The following is a 23,554-nucleotide window of genomic DNA, read 5'->3' as shown; positions in this document are numbered from 1 at the left end:
TTTTAATGATACCAAATGTAGCAATAATACTTTTATTTTTTTGTTAAAATCAATGTGCCTCAAGCCAGTTGTTTCCCAAACCAATTTCAATATCTAACGGAACCGCCATCTTGAACGCATTTTCCATTTCGTGTTTGATCATGGGTTGAATCTTCTCAAGTTCGGAGTTGTGGACATCAAAAACAAGCTCGTCATGCACTTGAAGGAGCATCTTGGATTTCCAGTTTTCTTTACTTAATTTCTTATGGATATTGATCATGGCAATCTTGATAATATCGGCGGCAGATCCTTGAATGGGTGCATTCACGGCGTTTCGTTCGGCACCACCTCTCACGATGGCATTGGCAGAATTAATGTCTTTCAAATAGCGTCTTCTTCCTGAAATGGTTTCGACATAGCCATTTTCTCTGGCAAAATCTACTTGTTCTTGGATGAAGGATTTTAGTCGAGGATAGGTTTTATAATAAGCGTCAATTAGCTCGGCACTTTCTTTTCTTGAAAGATTGGTTTGATTGCTCAGTCCGAAGGCCGAAACACCATAAATAATTCCAAAATTTACGGTTTTGGCATGGCTTCGTTGTTCCTTAGTTACTTCTTCTAAAGGAACATTGAACACTTTTGCAGCGGTACTCTTGTGAATGTCTTCGTGATTTTGAAAGGCTTTGATCATGTTTTCTTCGCCACAAAGTGCTGCAATGATTCGGAGTTCTATCTGGGAATAATCGGCAGAAAGTAGTATATGATTTTCATCTCTGGCGATAAAGGCTTTTCTGATTTGACGGCCTCTTTCGGTCCTGATCGGGATATTTTGAAGGTTGGGATTATTAGAACTCAAACGGCCTGTTGCGGCAACAGTTTGCATATAATCAGTGTGAACACGACCTGTTTTGGGGTCAACTTGATTGGGCAAAGCATCAATATAGGTGCTTTTTAGTTTTACCATCTGACGCCATTCTAGGATGTCCTTAACAATTTGGTGTTCGTTGGCTAGATAGCTCAGGACTTCTTCGCCAGTGGCATATTGGCCCGTTTTGGTTTTCTTTTGTTTGGCTCCGCCAATTTTTAATTTATCGAATAAAATGTCACCCAATTGTTTTGGAGAAGCAAGGTTGAATTTTTCGCCAGCCGTTTCATAAATCTTTTCCTCGAAGGCGTCGATTTCCTTTTGCATGTCGAGTGACATCTTTTTTAGGAATTCTACATCAAGGCGAATACCTTCAGTTTCCATATCGGCAAGGACCGGAATTAGCGGAATTTCGATTTCGTCAAATAATTTTTTGGTACCCACTTTTTCTAGAATCGGTTGGAAATGTTCTTTCAATTGAAGTGTGATATCGGCATCTTCGGTTGCATATTCTTTGATGTCTTCCAAGGGAACATTTCGCATCGAGAGTTGGTTTTTACCTTTTTTCCCGATGAGGGTTTCGATGGATTTTGGACTGTATTTGAGATAGGTTTCTGATAGAATATCCATATTATGCCTCATATCAGGGTTGATGAGGTAATGTGCAATCATCGTGTCAAAAAGTTTTCCTTTGACTTGGATGTTGTAACGTGATAGGATTTTGAGGTCGTATTTGATATTCTGTCCAATTTTCTCGATGGCTTCATTTTCAAAAAACGGTCGGAATTTCTCGATGAGGGCTTGAGCTTCTTCCTGATTCTCTGGAAACGGAATGTAGAAACCTTTTCCTTTTTCGAAAGAGAACGACATACCCACGAGTTCGGCATTTAGGGCGTCGATTCCGGTAGTTTCGGTGTCAAAGCAAACGGCGGATTGGCTGGATAAATTTTGCAACAGCAATTTTATAGGCAAATCACCTTGAACAATTTGGTAAAAATGGGAGGTGTTTTCTAGCGTATCATAATAGGAATTTGTAGGGGTCGTTTCCTGATTGTCATCACTAAACCCGAACAAATCGAATTGGTCTTCATTTGATTTTTTGGCAGGAGCTTTTTTTATAGCTTGCGGAATTTCTGAAGTAGTTCCATTGGCATCAATTTCGTCATATTCTTTTCCAGAGCCAAATAGTTTATCGAACTGGGCTTTCATTTGCCTGAATTCGAGTTCTTGAAACAAGGCATCGGTTTTTTCGATATCCGGTTTTGATAGTTCATAATCGTTGGCATCGAAAGTCACTGGACAATCGAGTAGGATAGTTGCTAATTTTTTAGAAAGAAGACCAAGTTCTTTGTTAGCTTCAATCTTTTCCTTCATGGCACCTTTAAGCTGATGTGTATTGGCCAATAAATTTTCCAAACTACCATATTCAGCAAGGAATTTCTTTGCGGTTTTTTCTCCAACACCGGGAAGTCCAGGAATGTTATCGGCAGAGTCACCCATCATCCCGAGGAAGTCGATGACCTGTTCTGGTCGTTGGATTTCAAACTTTGCTAAGACTTCAGGAATACCCCAAATCTCGATATCATTACCCATTCGGGCGGGTTTGTACATGAAAATATTTTCAGAAACTAACTGTGCAAAATCCTTATCTGGCGTGACCATAAACACTTGAAAACCTTCCTTTTCGGCTTGTTTTGCTAGTGTTCCAATGAGATCATCTGCTTCGATTCCTGCTTTTTCTACGATCGGAATGTGCATCGCTTTTAGCAATTCCTGGATATAGGGAACAGCAATCTTGATGGCTTCGGGAGTTTCATCACGATGGGCTTTATATTCTTGATACATTTCAAAACGCACATCGGATCCACCTTTATCGAAAGCAACTGCGAGATGATCGGGTTTTTCACGTTTGATAACATCCATCAGGGAATTCATGAAACCCATGATGGCAGAGGTTTCCATCCCTTTTGAGTTGATTCGAGGATTTTTTATAAAGGCATAATAACCACGAAAAATCAGGGCATAGGCATCGAGCAGGAAAAGGCGTTTTTGTGACATAATTGTATTTTTCTAAAGGTTCAAAAATACAAAACTTAGCTACCAAAAAGAAAACCAAAGGCAATAAATAAATAGGTTACCATCTTCCTGTGATGAATTTGATGGTAAATGTGTTAATTGTTTTGGCAAGAGGCATTTTAAAGTTGTAAATAGTTTCAGAATCAATCGATAAATTTTTCGAAAAACGAATTTTTAAGAACATTAAACCTAGTTTCATAAAATAAAAGCAGGTAGTTTAACCATATTAGTTAATTTTATACACAAATTAATCATTAGTGTTTTTTACTTTACCCAACTTTGAACTGAACTCAAAAAAGATTGCAACATTTCTTGTAGTTGCTTTTCTGTTTTTAGGATTGTCACTTCAGGCACAACAGCCTTTGACTCGAAAGATTTCTTTTTTAGAAGGATTGCCGTCAGAGGTTATTTATGATCTTTTTGTAGCCTCGGATGGTTTACTTTATTTGGGAACTGATAAAGGATTGATCACATATGATGGCGTTAATTTTAAACAAATCAAGTATAAGGATAATCTTGGAAATGCCATCAACAGTATTCAGCAAGACAGAGACGGAGTAATTTGGTGTAAGAATTTTGCCAATCAATTATTTACATTAAAAAACGAATTGCTTGAAGAAAATGCAGTTGCAAAGTCAATATTTCATAAGCAAGGTGAAAACTTTGTTGACTATGTGATATCGAATGGAAAAGTTTGGATTATTACACAAAATAAAATATTTACTTTTTATAGAGGCCAGCATCCAAAGCTCGTTTATTCACTCCAAAAAAACGAAGCTGATGGATTTTTGTCGATGGTCTATGATAATCATCTGCGAAAGCTCTATGTGTCAACAGCTTCAAGGATTTTGACTTTTCTTGACGATAAGCTAATAGACTTATCCGAAGAAAAAAATGGCTTTAAAATTCTAGAGTTGTTTCGAGGCCAAGTGTGTTACAATCACAGATCTATGAATTATGATTGTGTCGTTGGTGATCGAAAAATCGAGCTGACAGATGATTTGAAAAATATCTTTCTCAATAGATTAAGTAGCGTAGGTAACAGTTTATGGCTTTGTTCCAATAATGGCTTGTATGAAATTGATGTTGCAAATTTTAAATTTAAGGAGGGATTTTTAAAAGAGAAAAGAATAACAGATATAGTCAAAGATCATGAAGGCAACAGTTGGATTAGTACACTAGACGAAGGTTTGTATTTGATGCCAAACAAAGAGATCAAGAGCTTTAATTTTGACCTTGCAAAAGAATATTCCAACAAAAATTATACCCGAATTACGAAAGGACCAAATGGCAATTATTTTATAGGAACAAGTAACGGAAAAATTATTGAGATTAATACGAAAGGTGAAAAAGTTTTGGTCTATAATACACAGTCTGATAACACTATAGAATTTGTCAGTTTTTCAGGAAACCAACTTCTCACAACCTATGGTTTTTTTACGATCGGTAACCCAACGATGATAACTAAAAATATCTATTTGGGAAAAGGAATAGTAGAAGACGATCAAGGCAATTTTCTTTTTGCCAATTCAAATTTTGCGGGTTTAATCGCAAAATCACTGAACGGTATGCCCAATTTTGAAAAACCTTTGTCAAAATATAAAATGATTTCCTATGGCAAATATGACAATCAAGTTTTGACTTTTAGAGACAAAAGGGCAAAATGTGTTTTGTTTGATCGATATGAAAGAAAATATTATGTGGCCTATATTGATGGTTTATATGTATATGATAATTTAGGGAATGAAATCGTAATAAAGTTACCAGACAATAAGGAAATTATTGCTTCGGAAATGGTGCAGGATGCAGAAGGATCGGTTTGGATTTCTACTTTACAAAATGGAGTTGTTAAAATACAAAATGAAAGAGTTGTTCAAAGGATTACGACAAAAAACGGACTTTCCAGCAATAATTGCAGACGAATGGAAATTGACGAAAAAAGCCTTTGGATTGTTACAGATAATGGTTTTGATCTTTTTGATCTAAAGGCTAGAAAAGTCAAAAATGCAGCTTTGAATCTGTGTATAAAAGGAATCACAATTAATGATGTTTTTGTAGATAACAAAACCGTAGGTTTAGCAACCAATCAAGGTGTCTATTATTTTGATAAAGACATTGTGGAAGATGAAAATTTGCCACAATTTGATTTCACGGGGTTTTTTGTAAATGGAAAAAAACTACCTTATAATCAAGATCTTGTTTTGACACATGACCAAAATAATATCAATATCAAGTTTAGCACTATACATTTCAAAAGTTTGGGTGATTATACATATGAATACCGATTAAAAACCTATGATGATACTTGGTATTCTCAACCTTCAAAAACCAACAATATTAACTATCTGGCATTGAATCCAGGAAAATATAAGTTCGAAATCCGAGTGAAAATTGGTGATAATTATACCAACACACGAGAAATTAATTTTATAATCAATAAACCGTTTTGGTTGCAGTATTGGTTTATGGGGCTTTCATTTCTAGGATTATTGGCACTACTCCTTTTGGTTTATAGATGGGCCGAAATCAAGACCAAAAAAAGTCAGGAGTTAAGAGAACAGCTAGCCTTGTCACAATTAACGGCTTTACGGTCTCAAATGAATCCACATTTTATGTTCAATGTTCTAAATGCAGTTCAAGGATTAATTTATTCCAATCAAAAAAATAGAGCAACGGACTATTTGGGTAAATTTTCGGATTTGATGCGAAAAATTTTAGACAGTTCGGATAAAAATGAAGTTACTATCGAAAAGGAATTTGAAACTATAGATTTGTATGTTTCTCTAGAGAAAGCTCGATTTGAGGATGATTTTGAATATAAAATCTCCTTTCCAGAAAATGTCGATTTGAGTCAACATACAATCCCATCGATGATTATTCAACCTTTTGTAGAAAACGCGATAAAACATGGTTTGATGCACAAAGAAGGTCCCAAAAGACTGGAAATCAAAGCAGAAATCCTCAATGATATATGGTGTTTCACTATTGATGATAACGGAATCGGTAGAAAAGCTTCGGAAGTGATCAATCAAAAGATAAAGAAACACATTTCATTTGCTACAAAAGCAATAGAAAATCGTGTAAAATTGATCAATAAAACTACCGATGTGACGATAGATATCGAAACAATTGATAAGAAATCAAAATTAGAAGAACCTTTAGGAACTAGAATCAAGATTTATATTCCTATAACTGAATAATGCAGGGAAGTTTTATATCTTTAAACCTAGATTAATTAATTTAATATGACGGCAATTATTGTTGATGACGAAATAAACGCAAGGCTTGCTTTAAGAGGTATTTTGGAAGAAAATTTTCCGCAGGTGGAGATTCTTGGTGAAAGCAAAGATGTTCCAAATGCTGTAAAAATGATTCACCAATTCAAGCCTGATTTGGTTTTTTTAGATATCGCAATGCCTGGTTATTCGGGTTTGGAGCTCTTGAAGTTTTTTGACGAAAGTCAAATTAACTTTAAAATCATTTTTGTAACCGCTTTTAGCGAATATGCTATCAATGCTTTTGAGCTTTCGGCTGTTGGGTATATCTTGAAACCCGTTCGTGTAGAAGCATTGGAAAAAGCACTAAACAAAGTGGTTGAAAACAATAGTGACCTTGAAAAACTGAAAGTCTTACAAAATAATCTCGAGAGTCCGTTAAACAAAAAAGTAGCTTTGAATACAGGGGATGGGATTACCTTTTTGCTCCTGCAAAATATTTTATATTTAAAGGCCGATGGTTCTTATACTCATTTTTATACGATAGACAAACACAGGATTACGGTTGCCAAGAAAATATCCGATTTTGAACGGCTTGAGGCAATGGGTAATTTCATGCGAATCCACCGGAGTCATATTGTGAACTTATCGAGAATTCAGAAAATTTTAAAACAAGATGGCGGAACCGTGATCATGGAAAACGGGGATCAACTTTCTATTTCCTCGGATAAAAAGAGTACCATGCTCGAAAAATTCCAAGATCATAAGCTTTAAAGGTGAATAACTAGTTAAATATTTGATAATAAAAAACGCTATCATTTCCCGAAGTTGTTAATTTGTATAAAATTATAGTAAATGATTCGTTGGATTATTTTTGTCATCGTCATTCTTTTTATAGAAATATATTCTTTTCAAGCTTTTAGAACGGTTATCAAGGCAAGGCCTTTTTTGATTTCTTATCAGGTTCTAAGCCTTTTGGCCATTGTTTTTATCATCTATTCTTTTACCACTTTTGATCGATCCGTCGGACAAAACAAGCAATCTCTCTTTACATTAGGATTGCTTTTACTGATTTATATTCCAAAAATTGTCCTGACCATTATCATGTTTGGTGAAGATGTTTTCCGGCTTTCAATTGGTGCTATCAAATATTTCGTAAACAATGATCCTGATGTTAGCAATATTCCGTCGAGAAGAAAATTTATCAGCCAGATCGCATTAGGACTTGCTGCAATTCCTTTTACTTCTTTGATTTACGGAATTTTCGAAGGAAAATACAATTACAAAGTCATCAAGCAAGCCATTTATTTTCCGGATTTGCCCGATGCCTTTGATGGTTTCAAGATTACACAAATTTCCGATGTTCACAGCGGTAGTTTTGATAATCATGAAAAAATAAATTATGCCATAGATTTGGTAAATGAGCAAGAATCGGATATCATCCTTTTTACAGGCGATATCGTAAACACACATGCCACCGAAATGGATCCGTGGATTGATACCTTCAAAAGGATTAAAACACCTGCATTTGGAAAATATTCTGTTTTAGGAAACCATGATTATGGCGAATATGTAAATTGGCCTTCTCAAAAAGATAAAGCTGATAATTTTGAAGCGATTAAAAATATTCATGGACACATCGATTTTAAGTTGTTGCTCAATGAAAATGTAACCCTTCAAAAAGGAAATGATAAAATTGCCATTGTTGGGGTAGAAAATTGGGGACATAATTTTAAACAAGCTGGAGATTTGGCAAAGGCATCCGAAGGATTGTCGTCAAACGATTTCAAGATTTTAATGAGCCACGATCCATCACATTGGGAATATGAAGTAAAAAATGATGAAAAACATTATCATCTAACGCTTTCCGGTCATACCCACGGATTACAATTTGGAATCGAAATCCCAGGTTTTTTCAAGTGGAGTCCAGTTCAATATATCTACAAACAATGGGCTGGATTGTATGAAAATGTGGGAAGATACGTGTATGTAAATCGTGGTTTTGGGTTTCATGCCTATCCTGGAAGAGTTGGGATTTGGCCAGAAATAACAGTCATCGAACTAAAAAAAGGTAAGAGTGTAGCATAATTCGTTAAAAATGCTACATTTGTATAATTGATTACTATAAAAATTCATTTTTATGTCAAAATTTGGAGAACTTATAAACGCTGAAATCCCTGTTCTAATCGACTTTTATACAGAGTGGAACGAACAGTCTGTGTCCATGCATCCTGTTATCAGAGATGTTGCTGCAGCACTTGGTGATAGAGCCAAAGTGATCAAGATTGATGTTGATAAAAATCAAGAATTGGCAGATGCTTTGCGTATAAAAGTATTGCCAACCATGATGATTTACAAGGAAGGACAAATGGTTTGGCGACAATCGGGTGAGTTGGATGCTAATACTATCATCGGTTTGGTTCAGGAGCAACTCTAAATCGCTTCACATTTATATCCATTTTCTTTTAAAAAAGCCAATGTTTTCGGTAGGGCATGTTCTAAGTTTTTAGACGCCTTTAGACTGTCGTGGAAAATAATCACACTTCCGCTTTTCGCGTTTTTGATAACGTTTTGAAGACATTTTTCTGGTGAAACTGTCGTGTCAAAATCTGCACTCAACACATCCCACATTATGATTTTATAACCCATGCCTTTCGCTATCTTGGACTGGCCGAATTTTATCTTGCCGTAAGGCGGACGGAAAAGCTTTGATTTTAGATGTAAGATTGAGAATTGTTTTAGAATTTCGGCTTCACATTGTTTAAAGTTCTCGATATAATTTTCTGTTGATGTTTTCCATCCGTTTAAATGGTTGAAGGTATGATTTCCAATCGAATGTCCTTCTTGTACAAGTTTCTGAAAAATTTCGGGATGCTTTTGGATGTTTTCGCCTATACAAAAAAATGTTGCTTTTGCATCAAATTGTTTTAACTGATCCAATGTCCATTCAGTTACTTCAGGAGTTGGACCATCATCAAAGGTCAAATATACTTTTTTTTCAGTAGTAGGAAAATCCCAAACAAATCCGGAAAAAATTTTCTTGATAAGGAAATGCGTCTTGATCCAGTAGAACTTCATGGAGGGTTTTTTGTATGGTTGTAAAAATAAAAAATGCAGCGCTATTTTTCAACAACGCTGCATTTTATTTTGATTTATTTAGTTTTTTTTTATTCGCTATCGCGTTTAAAGCGTGAAAACATTTTATTATAGGAATTAAAAGCTGCTTTGTTGGAGTTATAGAATTCAATATCACCTCGCTCTTTCATGACCAATAATAAATCCCTGTATCTTTCGATATCGGTTATGATTTCAACATACAGTTCCATCTGTTCGTTTGATTTCAAGTTACTATAGAATTTTAAATTCTCTTGGTATTTTCCAATAAGTTGTGTCAAGATCTTTCTTGCTTTAGCAGGTTCTTTTACTTCATAATATCCTGCTGCAAATGGTTCGATCATGGTGTAAAAGCCATAATATTCCAAAGGCATCTTTTCCATCGCCAAGTCAATAATTTTCTTGGCTTTGTCGTTTTTACCTTCGTTAATCAACTGTTCCATCAATCGTGCAAGATTGGTTCTATAGGTGATGCTATTTTTTCTAGTTTCTGGATCATGATAAATATTAGGACTTTCGCCGTTACCCCAATCCCATTTCATCACAATGTCATACATTTTATCTGAATCAATCTGACCCATATCCAGAGGACTTGCCATTTTTTCAATGTCATTTTTCACGGGAACTAGTTTGTAAACCATTCCGTCTAATTGCAGGAAATTTTTCATCCAAATATAGTCATCATCGCCAAAGCTTCCACCTGTGAAATAAATTGGTCGTTTCCAGTTGTTATTGGCAACGATATCAAGCATCATCAGTCGGTTTTTATATAATGCTTGTCCTTTGATATCAATATCAATGTAAGGAACGATTGAGTCATAGAATTTTGGACTCACGACTTTGTTTGCAATAACAGCATTTTTATCAACCGGAATTCTGATTTTATTGGTTGGATAGAAATGTATTTTCTGACCATTATTCATCTCGATTATCGTTCTCGGGTCATCCATTGCAATGAAATTCAAGAAATCCTTGATGTCCCAGCGGTTTTCAGTTTTCGGGTTGTGAAGTGTGTAATCCAATTTATCTCCAACATATTGATCGTGTGTAAACGAAATAGGCATTGGCTCTGATTCATAAGCTTTCGCTTTCATCTGGTCAATATACCAATCGGTCATGAACAGGCTGGTGTTTACAATTCGGACATCGGTTCTAAATCCTTCAATTTCTTGAGCATACCAAAGCGGGAACGTGTCATTGTCGCCAATGGTAAACAATATCGCATTGGGTTCACATGAGCTCAAATAGGCTTTTGCCATTGCTAATGCAGTATATTTTCCTGATCTATCATGATCATCCCAGTTTTGAGAGCCCATTAATACAGGTGCTATCAATAGGGAAGCTACAATAACTACTGGTCCGGCAATTTTTGGCTGTAGCCAATTTTTCACAGTATCATATATGGCATACACTCCAAACCCAATCCAAATGGCAAATACATAGAACGACCCAACTAAAGCATAATCTCTTTCGCGTGGTTCGAATGGACGTTCGTTGAGGTAAATCTTTAAGGCCAATCCTGTAAATAAGAATAATACAAGAAGTACATAAAAACTCTTTAAATCTTTATTGGCGTGGTAAATCAAACCAATTAAGCCTAATATAAAAGGTAAGAAGAAATAAAAATTTCGTCCTTTGTTTTCCAATACGTCAGAAGGAAGATTGTCTTGAGAGCCTAGTCTTAATTCATCAAAATATTTAATACCAGTCATCCAGTTTCCGTCAAGGTTGTCATACTTTCCTTGGTTGTCACTTTGTCTTCCTGCGAAATTCCACATTAAATACCTCCAATACATGTAGCCAAATTGGTATTCAAACATGAAGCCTAAATTATCGCTCATGGTAGGTTTTTCAATAATCAGATATTCTCCGTAGCTTTTAAGAAATTTATGATAGCCATCGAGATCAATTTCTCTCTGATTGAAGGCTTTTCTAAATTCAGCAATTATCTGAACCAGTTCTTTTTCATGAGCATATTCAGGATTGATTCTAAACTCAACTGGATTTGTAAAGGTCATATAATTTGTAGCATGATCTGTACTCCACATTCTTGGAAGGAATCCTTTGTGTCTGTCATCACTATTTTGTTCGGCATTTTTATAATTGTTTACAATAACATACTTTCCTGTTTTATAGTCTCTTTCGTAATTAGGAGCTTTATCAAGATAAGGTGTGTCTGGGTCTAAACCTGCATAAGTATCTGTAAATTGTGGACCATAGAACAAAGGGTTTACACCATATTGTTCTCTATTATAATAAGCCAAGACTTCTCTTGCATCCGATGGTTTATTTTCGTTGATTACGGTGTTTGCATTGGCACGAATAGGTAACATCATCCAAGTTGAAAACCCAATAAGAATAAACAAGATACTTAATAACAAAGTGTTGATTTGAATATATCCTTTCATTTTAGTGTATTTTAAACCAAAATAAAAGAAAGCAACAAATAACAAGGCTACGAAAATGGTTCCTGAATCAAAAGGTAATCCCATGCTGTTGACCATGAAAACTTCGGTTTTCCCGAAGAATCCCATTGTTAAAGGCAAAAGTAATTTGAAGATAAACAGCAAAACCGATACAACAACAATGTTGGCAATGATAAAGTTTTTTACGGTAACAGTTTTGTAATGTTTGAAGTAATATAAGAATCCGATAGAAGGGATAGTCAATAATGCCATGAAGTGAACTCCAAACGAAAGTCCAATGACAAGCGAAATAATAAGCAACCATTTGTTTCCTCTTGGCTTGTCCATGTCTTGTTCCCATCTTAAACCAAGCCAAAATAAAACTGCGATAAATAAGGATGCCATCGAATATACTTCGGCTTCTACAGCATTATACCAAAAACTATCCGAAAAGGTGTAGGCCATCGAGCCAACAAAAGCACTACCCAAAATAACGATAGAATTGTTTCGATCTACTTCAGAAAATTTAGAAATCAGATTTTTTAATAAGATTGACGACGACCAAAACATAAATAATATAGTAAAGGCACTCGAAAAAACCGACATCATATTGACCATTAATGCAATCATTTGATTGTTTCCAAAGGCAAACATTGCAAAGAAAGCTCCAAGCATTTGATATAAAGGGGCTCCCGGAGGATGGCCTACCTCTAGTTTTGCCGAAGTTGCAATATATTCTCCACAATCCCAGAAGCTTAAAGTTGGTTCAACAGTTAATGAATAGGTTGCTAAAGCTATTGCAAAAGCGATCCATCCTAAAATTGTGTTCCATTTTTTGAAGTTAAATGTCATCATATTAATGTAATGATTTGTTTTTATTTTTCCGTTTACAAAGAAAAAGCTTTTTTGCGGAATGGAATGATAAAAAATATTTTTTAATTTTTTTTGTCAAAAAATTTGTGAGAGATGATTTTTGTATTAAATTTGCACTCGCAATAAGCAAGCTGGTCTATGGTGTAATGGTAACACAACTGTTTTTGGTGCAGTCTTTCTAGGTTCGAGTCCTAGTAGACCAACAAAAAAACCTCTCAAGAAATTGAGAGGTTTTTTTTATGCCAAAAAGTTATGTTTTTTGAATTAAATTTTAAAAGTAATAACAGGTCTTATTGCATGATTTACAATATCTTCGCTAATGCTTCCGTTGAAAAAGTGAGCTAATCCAGTTCTTCCGTGAGTACAAATCCCAATCAAATCTGCATCAACACTGTTGGAGTAATTAATGATACCTTTTTCGATATTTGCGTCATTGTAGATATTTAATGAGTATCGGTTTATTGCAAAATTCTTGACAAAATCACTCATGATTTTTTGTGCAGTAATCGTCGTTTTGAAACTATTTGGAGTGTTTATCATTACAAGATTTAGATTTGCATCAAATAGATTTGCAAAATCTACCAGTTTTTGGAACGGTTTTTTAATCTCTCCAGAGAAATCCGAAGCAAAAACAAAATTCTCTGCTCTGAATTCTGTGATCTCATTTTTGATAACCAAAACAGGAATGTCGGATGCGCGAACAACTTTTTCAGTATTAGATCCTATAAACATTTCTTGAAAACCGGATGAACCGTGAGAACCCATCACAATCAAGTCAACATTGTGCTCTTTGCTATACGTTACAATACCTTCAAAAGCTCTTTCTATTCTAGCTTCGGCTGTAACTTGTAGTCCTTCGAAAAAAGGAGCATCTTTAAGTTCTTCAAGCCTTTCATTAGTTTTTCTTAAATACAGCATTACTTCAGGAATATTAACTCCGCTACTAACCGCGTCATTCATGTGAGTTGGCAAGTCAAGTAAATTTAGAAGGAAGATTTCACAATTATTTTTTTTAGCAATTTGAGCCGCTACTTTAATAGCATATTCAGCATGCTCGGAAAAATCGGTGGGTACTAAAATTCTTTTCATAAAAAAAGGATAAGGGTTGGTGTTTTAATTGTTTTTTAATGAATTAAAGGTAAGAATATTTTAAACAATGTGCAATCATTTTTGATTTATAAAAAAAACACTATATTTGCACCGTTATTTATTAAAAATTGAATAATGAGGGAAGCAATGCTTCCCTCTTTTTATAAAATTATGACATTCAGAGAAAAAGTTATCGATTTATTAAATGAAGGATTACAAGAAAAGCCATCCATTTTTTTAATTGATCTAACCATTACCGACGCATTTAAAATTATTGTAACTTTAGATGGTGATAACGGAGTGGTATTGCAGGATTGTATTGATGTGAGTCGTGCAATCGAACATAATCTTGATCGAGAAGAACAAGATTTTTCTTTAGAAGTAGCTTCAGTTGGAGTAGGCTCGCCCTTAAAATTAGTTCGCCAATACAAAAAAAATATTGGCAGAATGCTAATCGTAAAGTTGGCAGAATCTACAATTGAAGCAGAATTGGTAGATGCAAATGATGAATTCATCACATTAGCATGGGAAGCGAGAGAGCCTAAAAAATTAGGAAAAGGAAAGGAAACTGTTCAAAAAAGACAGGAAATTCCATACACAGATATAAAAGAAGCAATTGTTACAGTAATATTTTAATTATGGAGAATTTAGCATTAATCGAATCATTTTCAGAGTTTAAAGATGACAAACTCATTGATCGTGTAACGCTTATGGCAATTTTGGAAGATGTGTTTAGAAACGCATTGAAAAAGAAATTTGGTTCTGATGATAATTTTGACATCATCATCAATCCTGATAAAGGAGATATGGAAATATGGCAGAGAAGAGTGATTGTGGCAGATGATGACCTTGATTTGGATCACCTTGAAATTACCCTAACAGAAGCTAGAAAAATTGAGCCTGATTTCGAAATTGGAGAAGAGGTTTCAGAAGAAGTAAAATTGATTGATTTAGGAAGAAGAGCTATTTTGGCACTGCGTCAAAACCTTATTTCTAAGATACACGAACACGACAATACAAATCTATACAAGCAATTTAAAGATCTAATAGGTGAAATTTATACTGCAGAAGTACACCATGTTCGTCCAAGAGTTGTAATTTTGGTGGATGATGAAGGAAATGAAATCGTTCTTCCAAAAGAAAAACAAATTCCATCTGACTTTTTTCGTAAAGGAGATAATGTTAGAGGAATTATTGAAAACGTTGAATTGAAAGGAAATAAACCTCAAATTATTATGTCTAGAACCTCAGAAAAGTTCCTAGAAAAATTATTTGAACAAGAAATTCCAGAGGTTTTCGACGGTTTGATTATGGTGAAAAACGTAGTAAGGATTCCAGGCGAAAAAGCAAAAGTAGCTGTAGATTCTTATGACGATAGAATTGATCCTGTTGGAGCATGTGTTGGTATGAAAGGTTCTCGTATTCACGGAATTGTTCGTGAATTAGGAAATGAAAATATCGATGTTATCAATTATACAACAAACATTCAATTGTATATTACAAGAGCATTAAGCCCTGCTAAAGTATCTTCAATCAAAATCAATGAAGAAACAAAAAGAGCTGAAGTGTTTTTGAAATTAGAAGAAGTATCAAAAGCAATTGGTAGAGGAGGTCATAACATAAAATTGGCTGGTCAATTAACAGGATATGAGCTAGATGTAATTAGAGAAGGAAACATCGCTGAAGAAGAAGATGATGTTGAATTAACAGAATTCTCAGACGAAATCGAAGCTTGGGTTATTGAAGAATTTGCTAAAATTGGTTTAGATACAGCAAGAAGCATCTTGAAACAAGATGTGAACGATTTGGTTAGAAGAACAGATCTAGAAGAGGAAACGATTTTGGATGTAATGAGAATATTAAATGAAGAGTTTAATGCCTAATTAACTCTTCTTACAACAACACAACAAAATAGGTAATAATAAAAAGTTTTTATGTCTGAAGAGAGAGTAATAAGAATAAACAAGGTTTTAAGGGAATTCAATATTTCGTTAGAAAGAGCCGTTGATTATCTGAAAGATAAGGGAATTGCTATTGATGCAAATCCAAACGCCAAAATTTCTGATGCAGAATATGGTATCCTACAAAATCAATTTGCTGGCGATAAGGGGAAAAAGGAAGCTTCACTGGAAGTAAGTGAAGAAAAAAGAAAAGAAAAAGAAGCGTTGCGTATCGAGAGAGAGAAAGAAATCGAAGAAAAACGCAAATTGGATGAAGAACGTTTAAGACAGCAAGAAGTTATCAAGGCGAAAGCTGTAGTGACAGGTCCTAAACAAGTAGGAACGATTGATCTAAATCCTAAAAAAGCTACACCAGCTGTAAAAGCAGAAGAGCCTGTAGCTCCAGCAAAACCTGTTGAAACTCCTCCAGTACAAAAAACACCTGAAGTTGTAGTTGAAAAACCAGTTCAGCAAGAAACTCCAAAGGAGAAACCTGTAGTGGTTGAGAAAAAAATTGAAAAGGTGGAGGAAAAACCAGTGGCAGTTGTTAAAAAAGAAGAAGCTCCAAAAGCAGAAACGCCAAAAGCAGAAGCTCCAGTAACTACCACTCCTGAACAACCCGCTGACGAAGCAATTACTACGCAATATGTTCAATTGTCAGGAACAACTTTTACAGGAAAAACAATTGATTTATCTCAATTCAATAAGCCTAAAAAGAAAAAAGAAGAACCTAAAATTGTTCCAAACAAACCGGGTACTCCTGGTGCTCCAGGCACAGCCAATAATAACAATAATAAAAATAAGAGAAAAAGAATCCCAGGAAAACCAGGAGCGCCAGGTCAAACTGGTGGGACTGCAACTCCAGGAAATATAATTCGTCCAAATGCTCCGGGAACGGGAGGAAATAATGCTAACAGAAGTGCAAGGCCAGGTTTCGTAAAAGGAAACCGTCCGGCAATTGTCGCAAAAGTGGAGCCTACAGAGGAAGAAGTAAAAAATCAAATTAGAGAAACTCTTGAAAAACTTCAAGGTAAAGGTGGTAAATCAAAAGCGGCCAAATACAGAAGAGACAAGAGGGATACGCACCGTCAGAAATCGGATGACGAACAAAGAGCATTAGAAGAAGGAAGCAAAACAATCAAAGTAACAGAATTTGTTACCGTTGGTGAAATTGCAACAATGATGGATGTGCCAATCACGAAAGTAATTGGAACCTGTATGTCATTAGGAATAATGGTTACCATGAACCAGCGTCTTGATGCTGAAACTTTGACAATCGTTGCTGACGAATTTGGTTACGAAGTAGAATTCATAACAACAGAATTAGAAGATTCTATCCAAGATGTTGTGGATTCTGAAGAAGATTTAGAGACTAGAGCGCCAATTGTTACGGTAATGGGTCACGTCGATCACGGTAAAACATCACTTTTGGATTATATTCGTAAAGAAAATGTAATTGCTGGAGAGTCGGGAGGTATTACACAGCACATCGGAGCTTACGGAGTAACTTTGGATAATGGTCAAAAAATTGCATTCCTTGATACACCAGGTCACGAAGCGTTTACTGCGATGAGAGCTCGTGGAGCACAAGTTACTGATATCGCTATTATCGTTGTGGCAGCGGATGATGACATCATGCCACAAACAAAGGAGGCAATCAGCCATGCTCAAGCAGCAGGTGTTCCAATCATATTTGCCATCAATAAGGTGGATAAACCAAATGCTAATCCAGAGAAAATCAAGGAAAGATTGGCAGGTATGAACTTGCTTGTTGAAGATTGGGGTGGAAAAATCCAATCGCATGATATTTCGGCAAAAGTAGGTACAGGTGTAAAAGATTTATTAGAAAAAGTTTTATTAGAAGCTGAAATCCTTGAATTGAAAGCAAATCCAAACAGAGCTGCTTCAGGAACTGTTGTTGAAGCTTTCTTGGATAAAGGAAAAGGATATGTTTCTACAATCTTGGTTCAAAACGGAACTTTGAAAGTAGGAGATTATATGCTTGCTGGAAAACACCACGGTAAGATCAAAGCGATGCATGATGAGAGAGGAAATGTTGTGAAAGAAGCGGGTCCTTCAACTCCAGTATCGGTTTTAGGTTTGGATGGTGCGGCAACAGCGGGTGATAAATTTAACGTTTTTGAAGATGAAAGAGAAGCAAAACAAATTGCTGCAAAACGTACTCAATTAATGCGTGAGCAATCAGTACGTACACAACGCCACATTACCCTTGCGGAAATCGGTCGTCGTATTGCATTAGGACAGTTTAAAGAATTGAACATAATCCTTAAAGGTGACGTTGATGGTTCTGTTGAAGCATTATCAGATTCATTCTCTAAACTTTCTACCGAAGAAATTCAAATTAATATCATCCATAAAGGTGTTGGAGCAATTACCGAAACTGACGTAATGTTGGCTTCTGCTTCAGATGCCATCATCATCGGATTTAACGTTCGTCCAGCAGGAAATGCAAGACAGTTAGCTGATAAGGAAGAAATCGATATCCGTAATTACTCGATCATCTACGATGCAATTGACGATTTGAAGGATGCAATGGAAGGAATGTTGTCTCCAGAAATGAAAGAAGAGATTACAGGAACTGCCGAAATCAGAGAGATATTCAAAATTTCGAAAGTGGGTTCAATTGCAGGTTGTATGGTTACCGATGGAAAAATATTCCGTTCGTCAAGAATACGTTTGATAAGAGAAGGGGTTGTGATTCACACAGGTGAATTGATTGCTTTGAAACGTTTCAAAGATGATGTGAAGGAAGTTTCTAAAGGGTATGACTGTGGTATGCAAATCAAAGGATACAATGAAATCGAACAATACGATGTTATTGAGGCTTTCCAAGAAGTTGCAGTGAAGAAAAAACTGAAATAAGAATTTCTATAAAATAAAAAATCCCGAGCAATCGGGATTTTTTTATGCCTATTTGTTAGGCTTTATAAGTAGAGCATTCGGATACTTTTTTTGAAGTGCTATGAGGTTTCTTTCGGCTTCAATTTTGGTTTTAAAATTACCAACCCATACCTTATAATAAGGGGTATTGAAGATTATGGTCCCATCAAGCGTTTTGAATTCCCTTTTGAATTCATTCAAAGTCTTTTTAGAATTTTCACTATCACCATTAAAAATTTGAATTTTATAGCGGTCATTTATGGTTATGGAGGAGTTTATTCTTCTTTTTTCACTTAATAAATTCTCAAATTTTGAATCTTGAGTAACAGTAACTTTTTCGTCCTGAGAATACGAATATGAAGAGAACAAGAGAGTTGAAAAGACTATAATTTTAAAAGAATGTAATCCTAAATTTTTCATAAAGTGGTGTTTTTTAAACAAATGTACTATATATAGGTTTAAACGAAAGAATAAAATTATTTAGAATAAATATAAATTAAGAATTAAGATATATTTAGGGTTTTGAGAATAGTTCTTAAATCGTATTTTTGTCCAAATTATAAATGACCTATAAGGTTTTCTCTGATTTTATACACAGAAAAAATCATACCAAAAATTAGTCGATAATCATTTAAAATATGAAAAAGGTGGGTAACCATAATTCGATTTCAAGAATTTTACTATTCAGTTTAGCTTTGATGCTAACAATTTCCGCTAAATCATTTTCTCAAGACGCACCTGCAGCTCCTGTTGCAGAAACGGTTTCGGCTCCAGCTGCTGCTGGTGACGCTGCTGCGGGAAAAGCATTGTTTAATTCTAATTGTGCGGCATGTCATAAATTAGATGCAAAAATGACAGGTCCGGCATTGAGAGGTGTTGCTGATAAATACAGCAAGGATTGGTTGTACAAGTGGATCAAAGACAGTCAGGCATTGATTAAGTCAGGAGATGCGGCAGCGGTTAAGGTTTTTGAAGAAAACAATAAGTCGGTAATGACTGCTTTTCCTCAATTGTCAAACGCAGATATTGATAATATCTTGGCTTATACTTCTGAGGTAGCTCCAGTAGCTGAGGTGAAAAAAGATTTGCCTGGTGGTGAATCAGCTGGTTCAGGAATTTCAAATAATATCGTTCTTGGTGCTTTGGTGCTTGTAATGGCGATGTTGGTTGTAATGTTGTTCTTGGTTAGTAATGTCTTGAATAAGATCGCTAAAGCAAATGGAATTGAAGTGGTTGAAAAAGAAGCTACAATGCCAATCTGGAAAGCTTATGCTAAAAATCAATTCTTGGTTTTGGTTACGGCAATCCTATTGTTGCTTTCAAGTGCTTATTTTGTATATGGATTCTTTATGCAAGTAGGTATCGATCAAGATTATGCTCCAATTCAACCAATTCATTATTCTCACAAAATTCACGCTGGTGATAATGGTATTGATTGTAAATACTGTCACTCTTCGGCTAGGGTTAGTAAAAATGCAGGTATTCCTTCATTGAATGTTTGTATGAACTGCCACAAAAACATTTCTGAATTCCAAGGTGATAAAGATTCTACTTATGTGGAATACAGCAAAGAGTTCTATACTGCTGAAATCCAAAAATTATACGATGCAGTAGGTTGGGACAAAACTACTCAAAAATATACAGGAAAAACTAAGCCGGTAAAATGGGTTAGAATCCACAATCTTCCTGATTTCGCTTACTTTAATCACTCTCAGCACGTTTCGGTTGCAGGTCTTGAATGTCAAAAATGTCACGGTCCAGTTGAAACTTACGAAGTGATGAAGCAGTTTGCTCCTCTAACAATGGGATGGTGTGTTAACTGTCACCGTGAGACTGATGTTAAGATGGAAGGAAATGAATACTATACGAAAATTCACGACGAGCTTGCTAAAAAATATGGCAAAGACAAACTTACAGCTGCCGATATGGGTGGTTTGGAGTGTGGTAAATGTCACTATTAATTATTGTTGAAAAGCAGTAATACAAAACAAGTAAAGAAAATAATTAAGAAGCTAATATTTATATAAGATGTCATCAAACAAAAAATACTGGAAAAGTGTTGAAGAGCTAAACGAAAATAGTTCTATTGTTGAGACGTTAAGAAATAACGAATTTGTTGAAGCTATCCCTACGGATGAATTTTTAGGAGATGATGCTGCTTTGTCAGCTTCCTCAACAACACGTCGTGATTTCTTAAAGTACGTTGGATTCAGCACTGCTGCAGCATCTCTAGTGGCTTGCGAAGGTCCGGTTATCAAATCTATTCCTTATGTAGTTCAGCCAGAACAAATCATTCCTGGAGTTGCGGATTATTATGCAACTACAGTATTTGACGGTTTTGATTTTGCTAATTTATTAGTAAAAACAAGAGAAGGGCGTCCTATTAAAATTGAGAACAATACCATTGCAGGAGCTAAGTTTTCTGCAAATGCAAGAGTTCATGCGTCAATCTTGTCTTTATATGACAGTTTGCGTTTGAAACAACCAAAAATAGCTGGTAAAACAGCAAGCTGGAGTGAAGTAGATGCAAAAGTAAAAGCAAGTTTGGCTGATGCTAAGGCAAAAGGCGGACAAGTGGTTTTGTTGACACCAACTTTGGCTAGTCCATCTACAGAGAAATTAATCGCTGAATTTATAGCGGCTAATCCAAGTGCGAAACATGTTGTTTATGATGCAGTTTCTTCTTCAGAAGCTTTAGATGCCTTTGAAGCGGCTTATGGAGAAAGAGCTTTAGTGGATTATGATTTCTCAAAGGCAGAAACAATTGTTTCAGTTGGAGCTGATTTTCTTGGAGATTGGCAAGGTGGGGGATATGATGCAGGTTATGCTCAAGGCAGAGTTCCTAAAAACGGAAAAATGTCGAAACATTTCCAGTTTGAATCGAATATGACATTGTCTGGAGCGGCTGCTGATAAGCGTTTTCCGATGACAACGGCTATACAAAAACAAGCATTAGTAAAAATATATAATATCGTAACAGGTTCTGCTGTTGCTGTCAATCTTGGAAAGTTTGATGCTGAAGTAACAAAAGCGGCTCAACAATTGAAAGCTTCTGGTTCAAAAGGAGTTTTGGTTTCTGGAATTGATGATAAAAATGCTCAATTGTTGGTTTTAGCAATTAATGCATCATTATCAAGCGAAGCATTTACCACTTCGGGAACACGTCAAATCAGAAAAGGATCTAACGCAAAAGTAGCTCAGTTAGTAAATGATATGAAAGCAGGAAGCGTTCATACTTTAATTATGAGTGGTGTGAATCCAGCCTATTCAATGCCAAACAACAATGAATTTGTTGAGGCTTTGAAAAAAGTTACTTTATCTGTTGCAATTTCTTTAAAAGAAGATGAGACGGCTTTAGCTTCAAATATTGCTGTAGGAACTACTCATTATTTAGAATCTTGGAATGATTTGTCACTTACAAAAGGAACATACTCATTAACACAACCAACGATTCGTCCTTTATTTGCTGAAACAAAACAGTTTCAAGATATCTTATTGTCTTGGACAGGAAATACAGCAACTTACTATGATTATTTAAAAGCAAATTCTGCTTCCTATTTATCAGGTTCAACTTGGAACAAAGTAGTTCATGATGGTGTTTTTGTAGGAGCTGTTTCGGCTGCTGCTGGAGGTTCTGCTGATTATGCTGGTGCTGCAAATGCATTGGCTCAATCAAAAGCTGTTTCAGGATTAGAATTAGTGCTTTATACTAAAACAGGTATGGGTGACGGACAACAGGCAAACAACCCTTGGTTGCAAGAGTTTCCAGATCCAATTACAAGAGTTTCTTGGGATAACTACATCACGATTTCTAAAGCAGATGCTGACAGATTGAAATTAGAAAACTATAATGTTGCTAATGGAGGTTTGAACGGAAGCTATGCAGATCTTGAAGTGGGTGGTACAAAATTAGAAAAAGTACCCGTAATTATCCAGCCAGGTCAAGCCGTTGGAACTGTTGGTTTGTCATTAGGATATGGTAAAAAGGCAGCTTTAAAAGAAGAAATGCAAGTAGGTGTTAATGCTTACGTTTTATATAAAAATTTTAATAATGTTCAGTCGGTTAATGTAACTAAAGCTGCTGGTGATCACGAGTTTGCTTGTGTTCAGTTGCAAAAGACATTAATGGGACGTGGGGATATTATCAAAGAAACTACTTTAGAAGTTTTTAATACTCAAAATGCTAAAGAGTGGAACATTCAGCCAATGGTTTCATTGGATCATAATCCGGTAAAAGCTGTAGAGGTTGATTTGTGGACTTCTTTCGATCGTTCGGTTGGACATCATTTCAATTTGTCAATCGATTTGAATGCTTGTACAGGTTGTGGAGCTTGCGTTATCGCTTGTCACGCTGAAAATAACGTTCCAGTTGTTGGTAAATCAGAAGTTAGAAGAAGCCGTGATATGCACTGGTTGCGTATTGACAGGTATTATTCTTCTGAAACAACTTTTGAAGGAGATAATACGAAGAAAGAAGAATTCAATGGCCTATTTGGAGATAAAGGTTCATTGGGAGGTTTTGGAGAAATGGAAATGGCTTCAGAAAATCCTCAAGTAGCGTTCCAACCAGTAATGTGTCAGCACTGTAATCACGCACCTTGTGAAACAGTTTGTCCAGTTGCTGCAACTTCTCATAGCCGTCAAGGTCAGAATCACATGGCATACAACAGATGTGTGGGTACTCGTTATTGTGCAAACAACTGTCCTTACAAAGTACGTCGTTTCAACTGGTTCTTGTACAGTAAAAACAGCGAATTTGATTATCACATGAATGATGATTTAGGTCGTATGGTATTGAATCCAGATGTTAATGTTCGTTCTCGTGGAGTTATGGAGAAATGTTCTATGTGTATTCAAATGACACAAAAAACAATCCTTGATGCAAAACGTGATGGTAGAGCAATTAAAGATGGTGAATTCCAAACAGCATGTTCAGCAGCTTGTTCTTCTGGAGCTATGATTTTTGGAGATGTTAACGATAAAGAAAGTAAAGTTGCCACATTGAAAGCAGATGATAGAATGTATCATTTGTTAGAGCATGTTGGAACTCAGCCAAACGTTATCTACCACGTAAAAGTTAGAAATACCTAGTCAAAT

At 35.6% G+C, this 23,554-nt stretch carries 15 protein-coding genes and 1 tRNA gene; 10 read left to right on the top strand and 6 right to left on the bottom strand.

Going from position 1 to position 23,554, the window contains the following annotated elements; all coding sequences use genetic code 11:
- Positions 1 to 49: 49 nt before the first annotated feature.
- Both polA and G508_RS20465 read right to left on the bottom strand, forming a co-directional pair.
- Positions 50 to 2,905 (bottom strand): DNA polymerase I, encoded by a 2,856-nt coding sequence (polA, locus tag G508_RS18350; protein ID WP_035693789.1) that lies wholly within the window; start codon positions 2,903 to 2,905, stop codon positions 50 to 52.
- A gap of 73 nt (positions 2,906 to 2,978) precedes the next feature.
- On the bottom strand, positions 2,979 to 3,104 hold the full coding sequence (locus tag G508_RS20465) for a hypothetical protein (protein ID WP_281170198.1): 126 nt from the start codon (positions 3,102 to 3,104) through the stop codon (positions 2,979 to 2,981).
- 73 nt (positions 3,105 to 3,177) lie between these two features.
- On the opposite strand from G508_RS20465, the gene G508_RS0100525 reads away from it, so the two are divergent.
- The 4 genes from G508_RS0100525 (at position 3,178) to G508_RS0100510 (ending at position 8,572) form a co-directional block, all read left to right on the top strand.
- Entirely contained in the window at positions 3,178 to 6,120 is a 2,943-nt protein-coding gene (locus G508_RS0100525; RefSeq protein WP_026703489.1) for a sensor histidine kinase, read from the top strand.
- Positions 6,121 to 6,165: 45 nt separating this feature from the next.
- Positions 6,166 to 6,909, top strand: a complete 744-nt coding sequence (locus G508_RS0100520; RefSeq protein WP_026703488.1) for a LytR/AlgR family response regulator transcription factor — start codon at positions 6,166 to 6,168, stop codon at positions 6,907 to 6,909.
- Between the two features lie 81 nt (positions 6,910 to 6,990).
- Entirely contained in the window at positions 6,991 to 8,223 is a 1,233-nt protein-coding gene (locus G508_RS0100515) for a metallophosphoesterase (RefSeq protein ID WP_026703487.1), read from the top strand.
- A 52-nt stretch (positions 8,224 to 8,275) separates the two neighbouring features.
- Complete coding sequence (locus G508_RS0100510; protein WP_026703486.1) at positions 8,276 to 8,572, top strand: thioredoxin family protein; 297 nt, start codon at positions 8,276 to 8,278, stop codon at positions 8,570 to 8,572.
- Here the strand turns inward: G508_RS0100510 and G508_RS0100505 are convergent.
- Positions 8,569 to 9,213, bottom strand: coding sequence for a polysaccharide deacetylase family protein (locus G508_RS0100505; RefSeq protein ID WP_026703485.1), 645 nt, complete (start codon positions 9,211 to 9,213; stop codon positions 8,569 to 8,571). The genes G508_RS0100510 and G508_RS0100505 overlap by 4 nt on opposite strands.
- An 89-nt stretch (positions 9,214 to 9,302) precedes the next feature.
- Positions 9,303 to 12,509 carry a glycosyltransferase family 117 protein gene (locus G508_RS0100500; protein WP_026703484.1) on the bottom strand — a complete coding sequence of 1,069 codons (3,207 nt, stop codon included), beginning with the start codon at positions 12,507 to 12,509 and terminating at the stop codon, positions 9,303 to 9,305.
- A 150-nt stretch (positions 12,510 to 12,659) separates the two neighbouring features.
- On the opposite strand from G508_RS0100500, the gene G508_RS0100495 reads away from it, so the two are divergent.
- Positions 12,660 to 12,730: transfer RNA gene (locus G508_RS0100495), tRNA-Gln, on the top strand.
- 61 nt (positions 12,731 to 12,791) lie between these two features.
- Here the strand turns inward: G508_RS0100495 and G508_RS0100490 are convergent.
- Positions 12,792 to 13,616, bottom strand: a complete 825-nt coding sequence (locus G508_RS0100490) for a universal stress protein (RefSeq protein WP_026703483.1) — start codon at positions 13,614 to 13,616, stop codon at positions 12,792 to 12,794.
- Positions 13,617 to 13,787: 171 nt separating this feature from the next.
- Here G508_RS0100490 and rimP point away from each other — a divergent pair, with 171 nt between their 5' ends.
- The 3 genes from rimP to infB are packed head-to-tail and all read left to right on the top strand — an operon-like array spanning position 13,788 to position 18,439.
- The gene (rimP, locus tag G508_RS0100485) at positions 13,788 to 14,252 is read left to right on the top strand and encodes a ribosome assembly cofactor RimP (RefSeq protein WP_026703482.1); all 465 of its coding nucleotides are present in this window, start codon (positions 13,788 to 13,790) and stop codon (positions 14,250 to 14,252) included.
- Between the two features lie 2 nt (positions 14,253 to 14,254).
- Complete coding sequence (gene nusA, locus G508_RS0100480) at positions 14,255 to 15,499, top strand: transcription termination factor NusA (RefSeq protein ID WP_026703481.1); 1,245 nt, start codon at positions 14,255 to 14,257, stop codon at positions 15,497 to 15,499.
- A gap of 51 nt (positions 15,500 to 15,550) precedes the next feature.
- On the top strand, positions 15,551 to 18,439 hold the full coding sequence (gene infB / locus G508_RS0100475) for a translation initiation factor IF-2 (RefSeq protein WP_026703480.1): 2,889 nt from the start codon (positions 15,551 to 15,553) through the stop codon (positions 18,437 to 18,439).
- Positions 18,440 to 18,487: 48 nt separating this feature from the next.
- Here infB and G508_RS0100470 read toward each other — a convergent pair whose 3' ends face one another.
- On the bottom strand, positions 18,488 to 18,877 hold the full coding sequence (locus G508_RS0100470; RefSeq protein WP_026703479.1) for an SPOR domain-containing protein: 390 nt from the start codon (positions 18,875 to 18,877) through the stop codon (positions 18,488 to 18,490).
- A gap of 218 nt (positions 18,878 to 19,095) precedes the next feature.
- Between G508_RS0100470 and G508_RS0100465 the strand changes: the two genes are divergently transcribed.
- Both G508_RS0100465 and G508_RS0100460 read left to right on the top strand, forming a co-directional pair.
- Complete coding sequence (locus G508_RS0100465) at positions 19,096 to 20,418, top strand: c-type cytochrome (RefSeq protein WP_026703478.1); 1,323 nt, start codon at positions 19,096 to 19,098, stop codon at positions 20,416 to 20,418.
- A 67-nt stretch (positions 20,419 to 20,485) separates the two neighbouring features.
- The gene (locus G508_RS0100460; RefSeq protein WP_026703477.1) at positions 20,486 to 23,548 is read left to right on the top strand and encodes a TAT-variant-translocated molybdopterin oxidoreductase; all 3,063 of its coding nucleotides are present in this window, start codon (positions 20,486 to 20,488) and stop codon (positions 23,546 to 23,548) included.
- Positions 23,549 to 23,554 lie beyond the last annotated feature (6 nt).

The sequence above is a fragment of the Flavobacterium soli DSM 19725 genome (assembly GCF_000422705.1).
Taxonomy (GTDB): Bacteria; Bacteroidota; Bacteroidia; order Flavobacteriales; family Flavobacteriaceae; genus Flavobacterium; species Flavobacterium soli.
The sequence above is the reverse complement of the archived record's forward strand: the minus strand, read 5'-3'. Positions and strand labels throughout refer to the sequence as shown.

Coding starts and splice junctions, on each gene's coding strand:
- G508_RS20465 (WP_281170198.1), bottom strand. CDS start 3,104: ATGTTCTTAAAAATTCGTTTTTCGAAAAATTTATCGATTGATTCTGAA.
- G508_RS0100520 (WP_026703488.1), top strand. CDS start 6,166: ATGACGGCAATTATTGTTGATGACGAAATAAACGCAAGGCTTGCTTTA.
- G508_RS0100515 (WP_026703487.1), top strand. CDS start 6,991: ATGATTCGTTGGATTATTTTTGTCATCGTCATTCTTTTTATAGAAATA.
- G508_RS0100510 (WP_026703486.1), top strand. CDS start 8,276: ATGTCAAAATTTGGAGAACTTATAAACGCTGAAATCCCTGTTCTAATC.
- G508_RS0100505 (WP_026703485.1), bottom strand. CDS start 9,213: ATGAAGTTCTACTGGATCAAGACGCATTTCCTTATCAAGAAAATTTTT.
- G508_RS0100500 (WP_026703484.1), bottom strand. CDS start 12,509: ATGATGACATTTAACTTCAAAAAATGGAACACAATTTTAGGATGGATC.
- G508_RS0100490 (WP_026703483.1), bottom strand. CDS start 13,616: ATGAAAAGAATTTTAGTACCCACCGATTTTTCCGAGCATGCTGAATAT.
- rimP (WP_026703482.1), top strand. CDS start 13,788: ATGACATTCAGAGAAAAAGTTATCGATTTATTAAATGAAGGATTACAA.
- nusA (WP_026703481.1), top strand. CDS start 14,255: ATGGAGAATTTAGCATTAATCGAATCATTTTCAGAGTTTAAAGATGAC.
- infB (WP_026703480.1), top strand. CDS start 15,551: ATGTCTGAAGAGAGAGTAATAAGAATAAACAAGGTTTTAAGGGAATTC.
- G508_RS0100470 (WP_026703479.1), bottom strand. CDS start 18,877: ATGAAAAATTTAGGATTACATTCTTTTAAAATTATAGTCTTTTCAACT.
- G508_RS0100465 (WP_026703478.1), top strand. CDS start 19,096: ATGAAAAAGGTGGGTAACCATAATTCGATTTCAAGAATTTTACTATTC.
- G508_RS0100460 (WP_026703477.1), top strand. CDS start 20,486: ATGTCATCAAACAAAAAATACTGGAAAAGTGTTGAAGAGCTAAACGAA.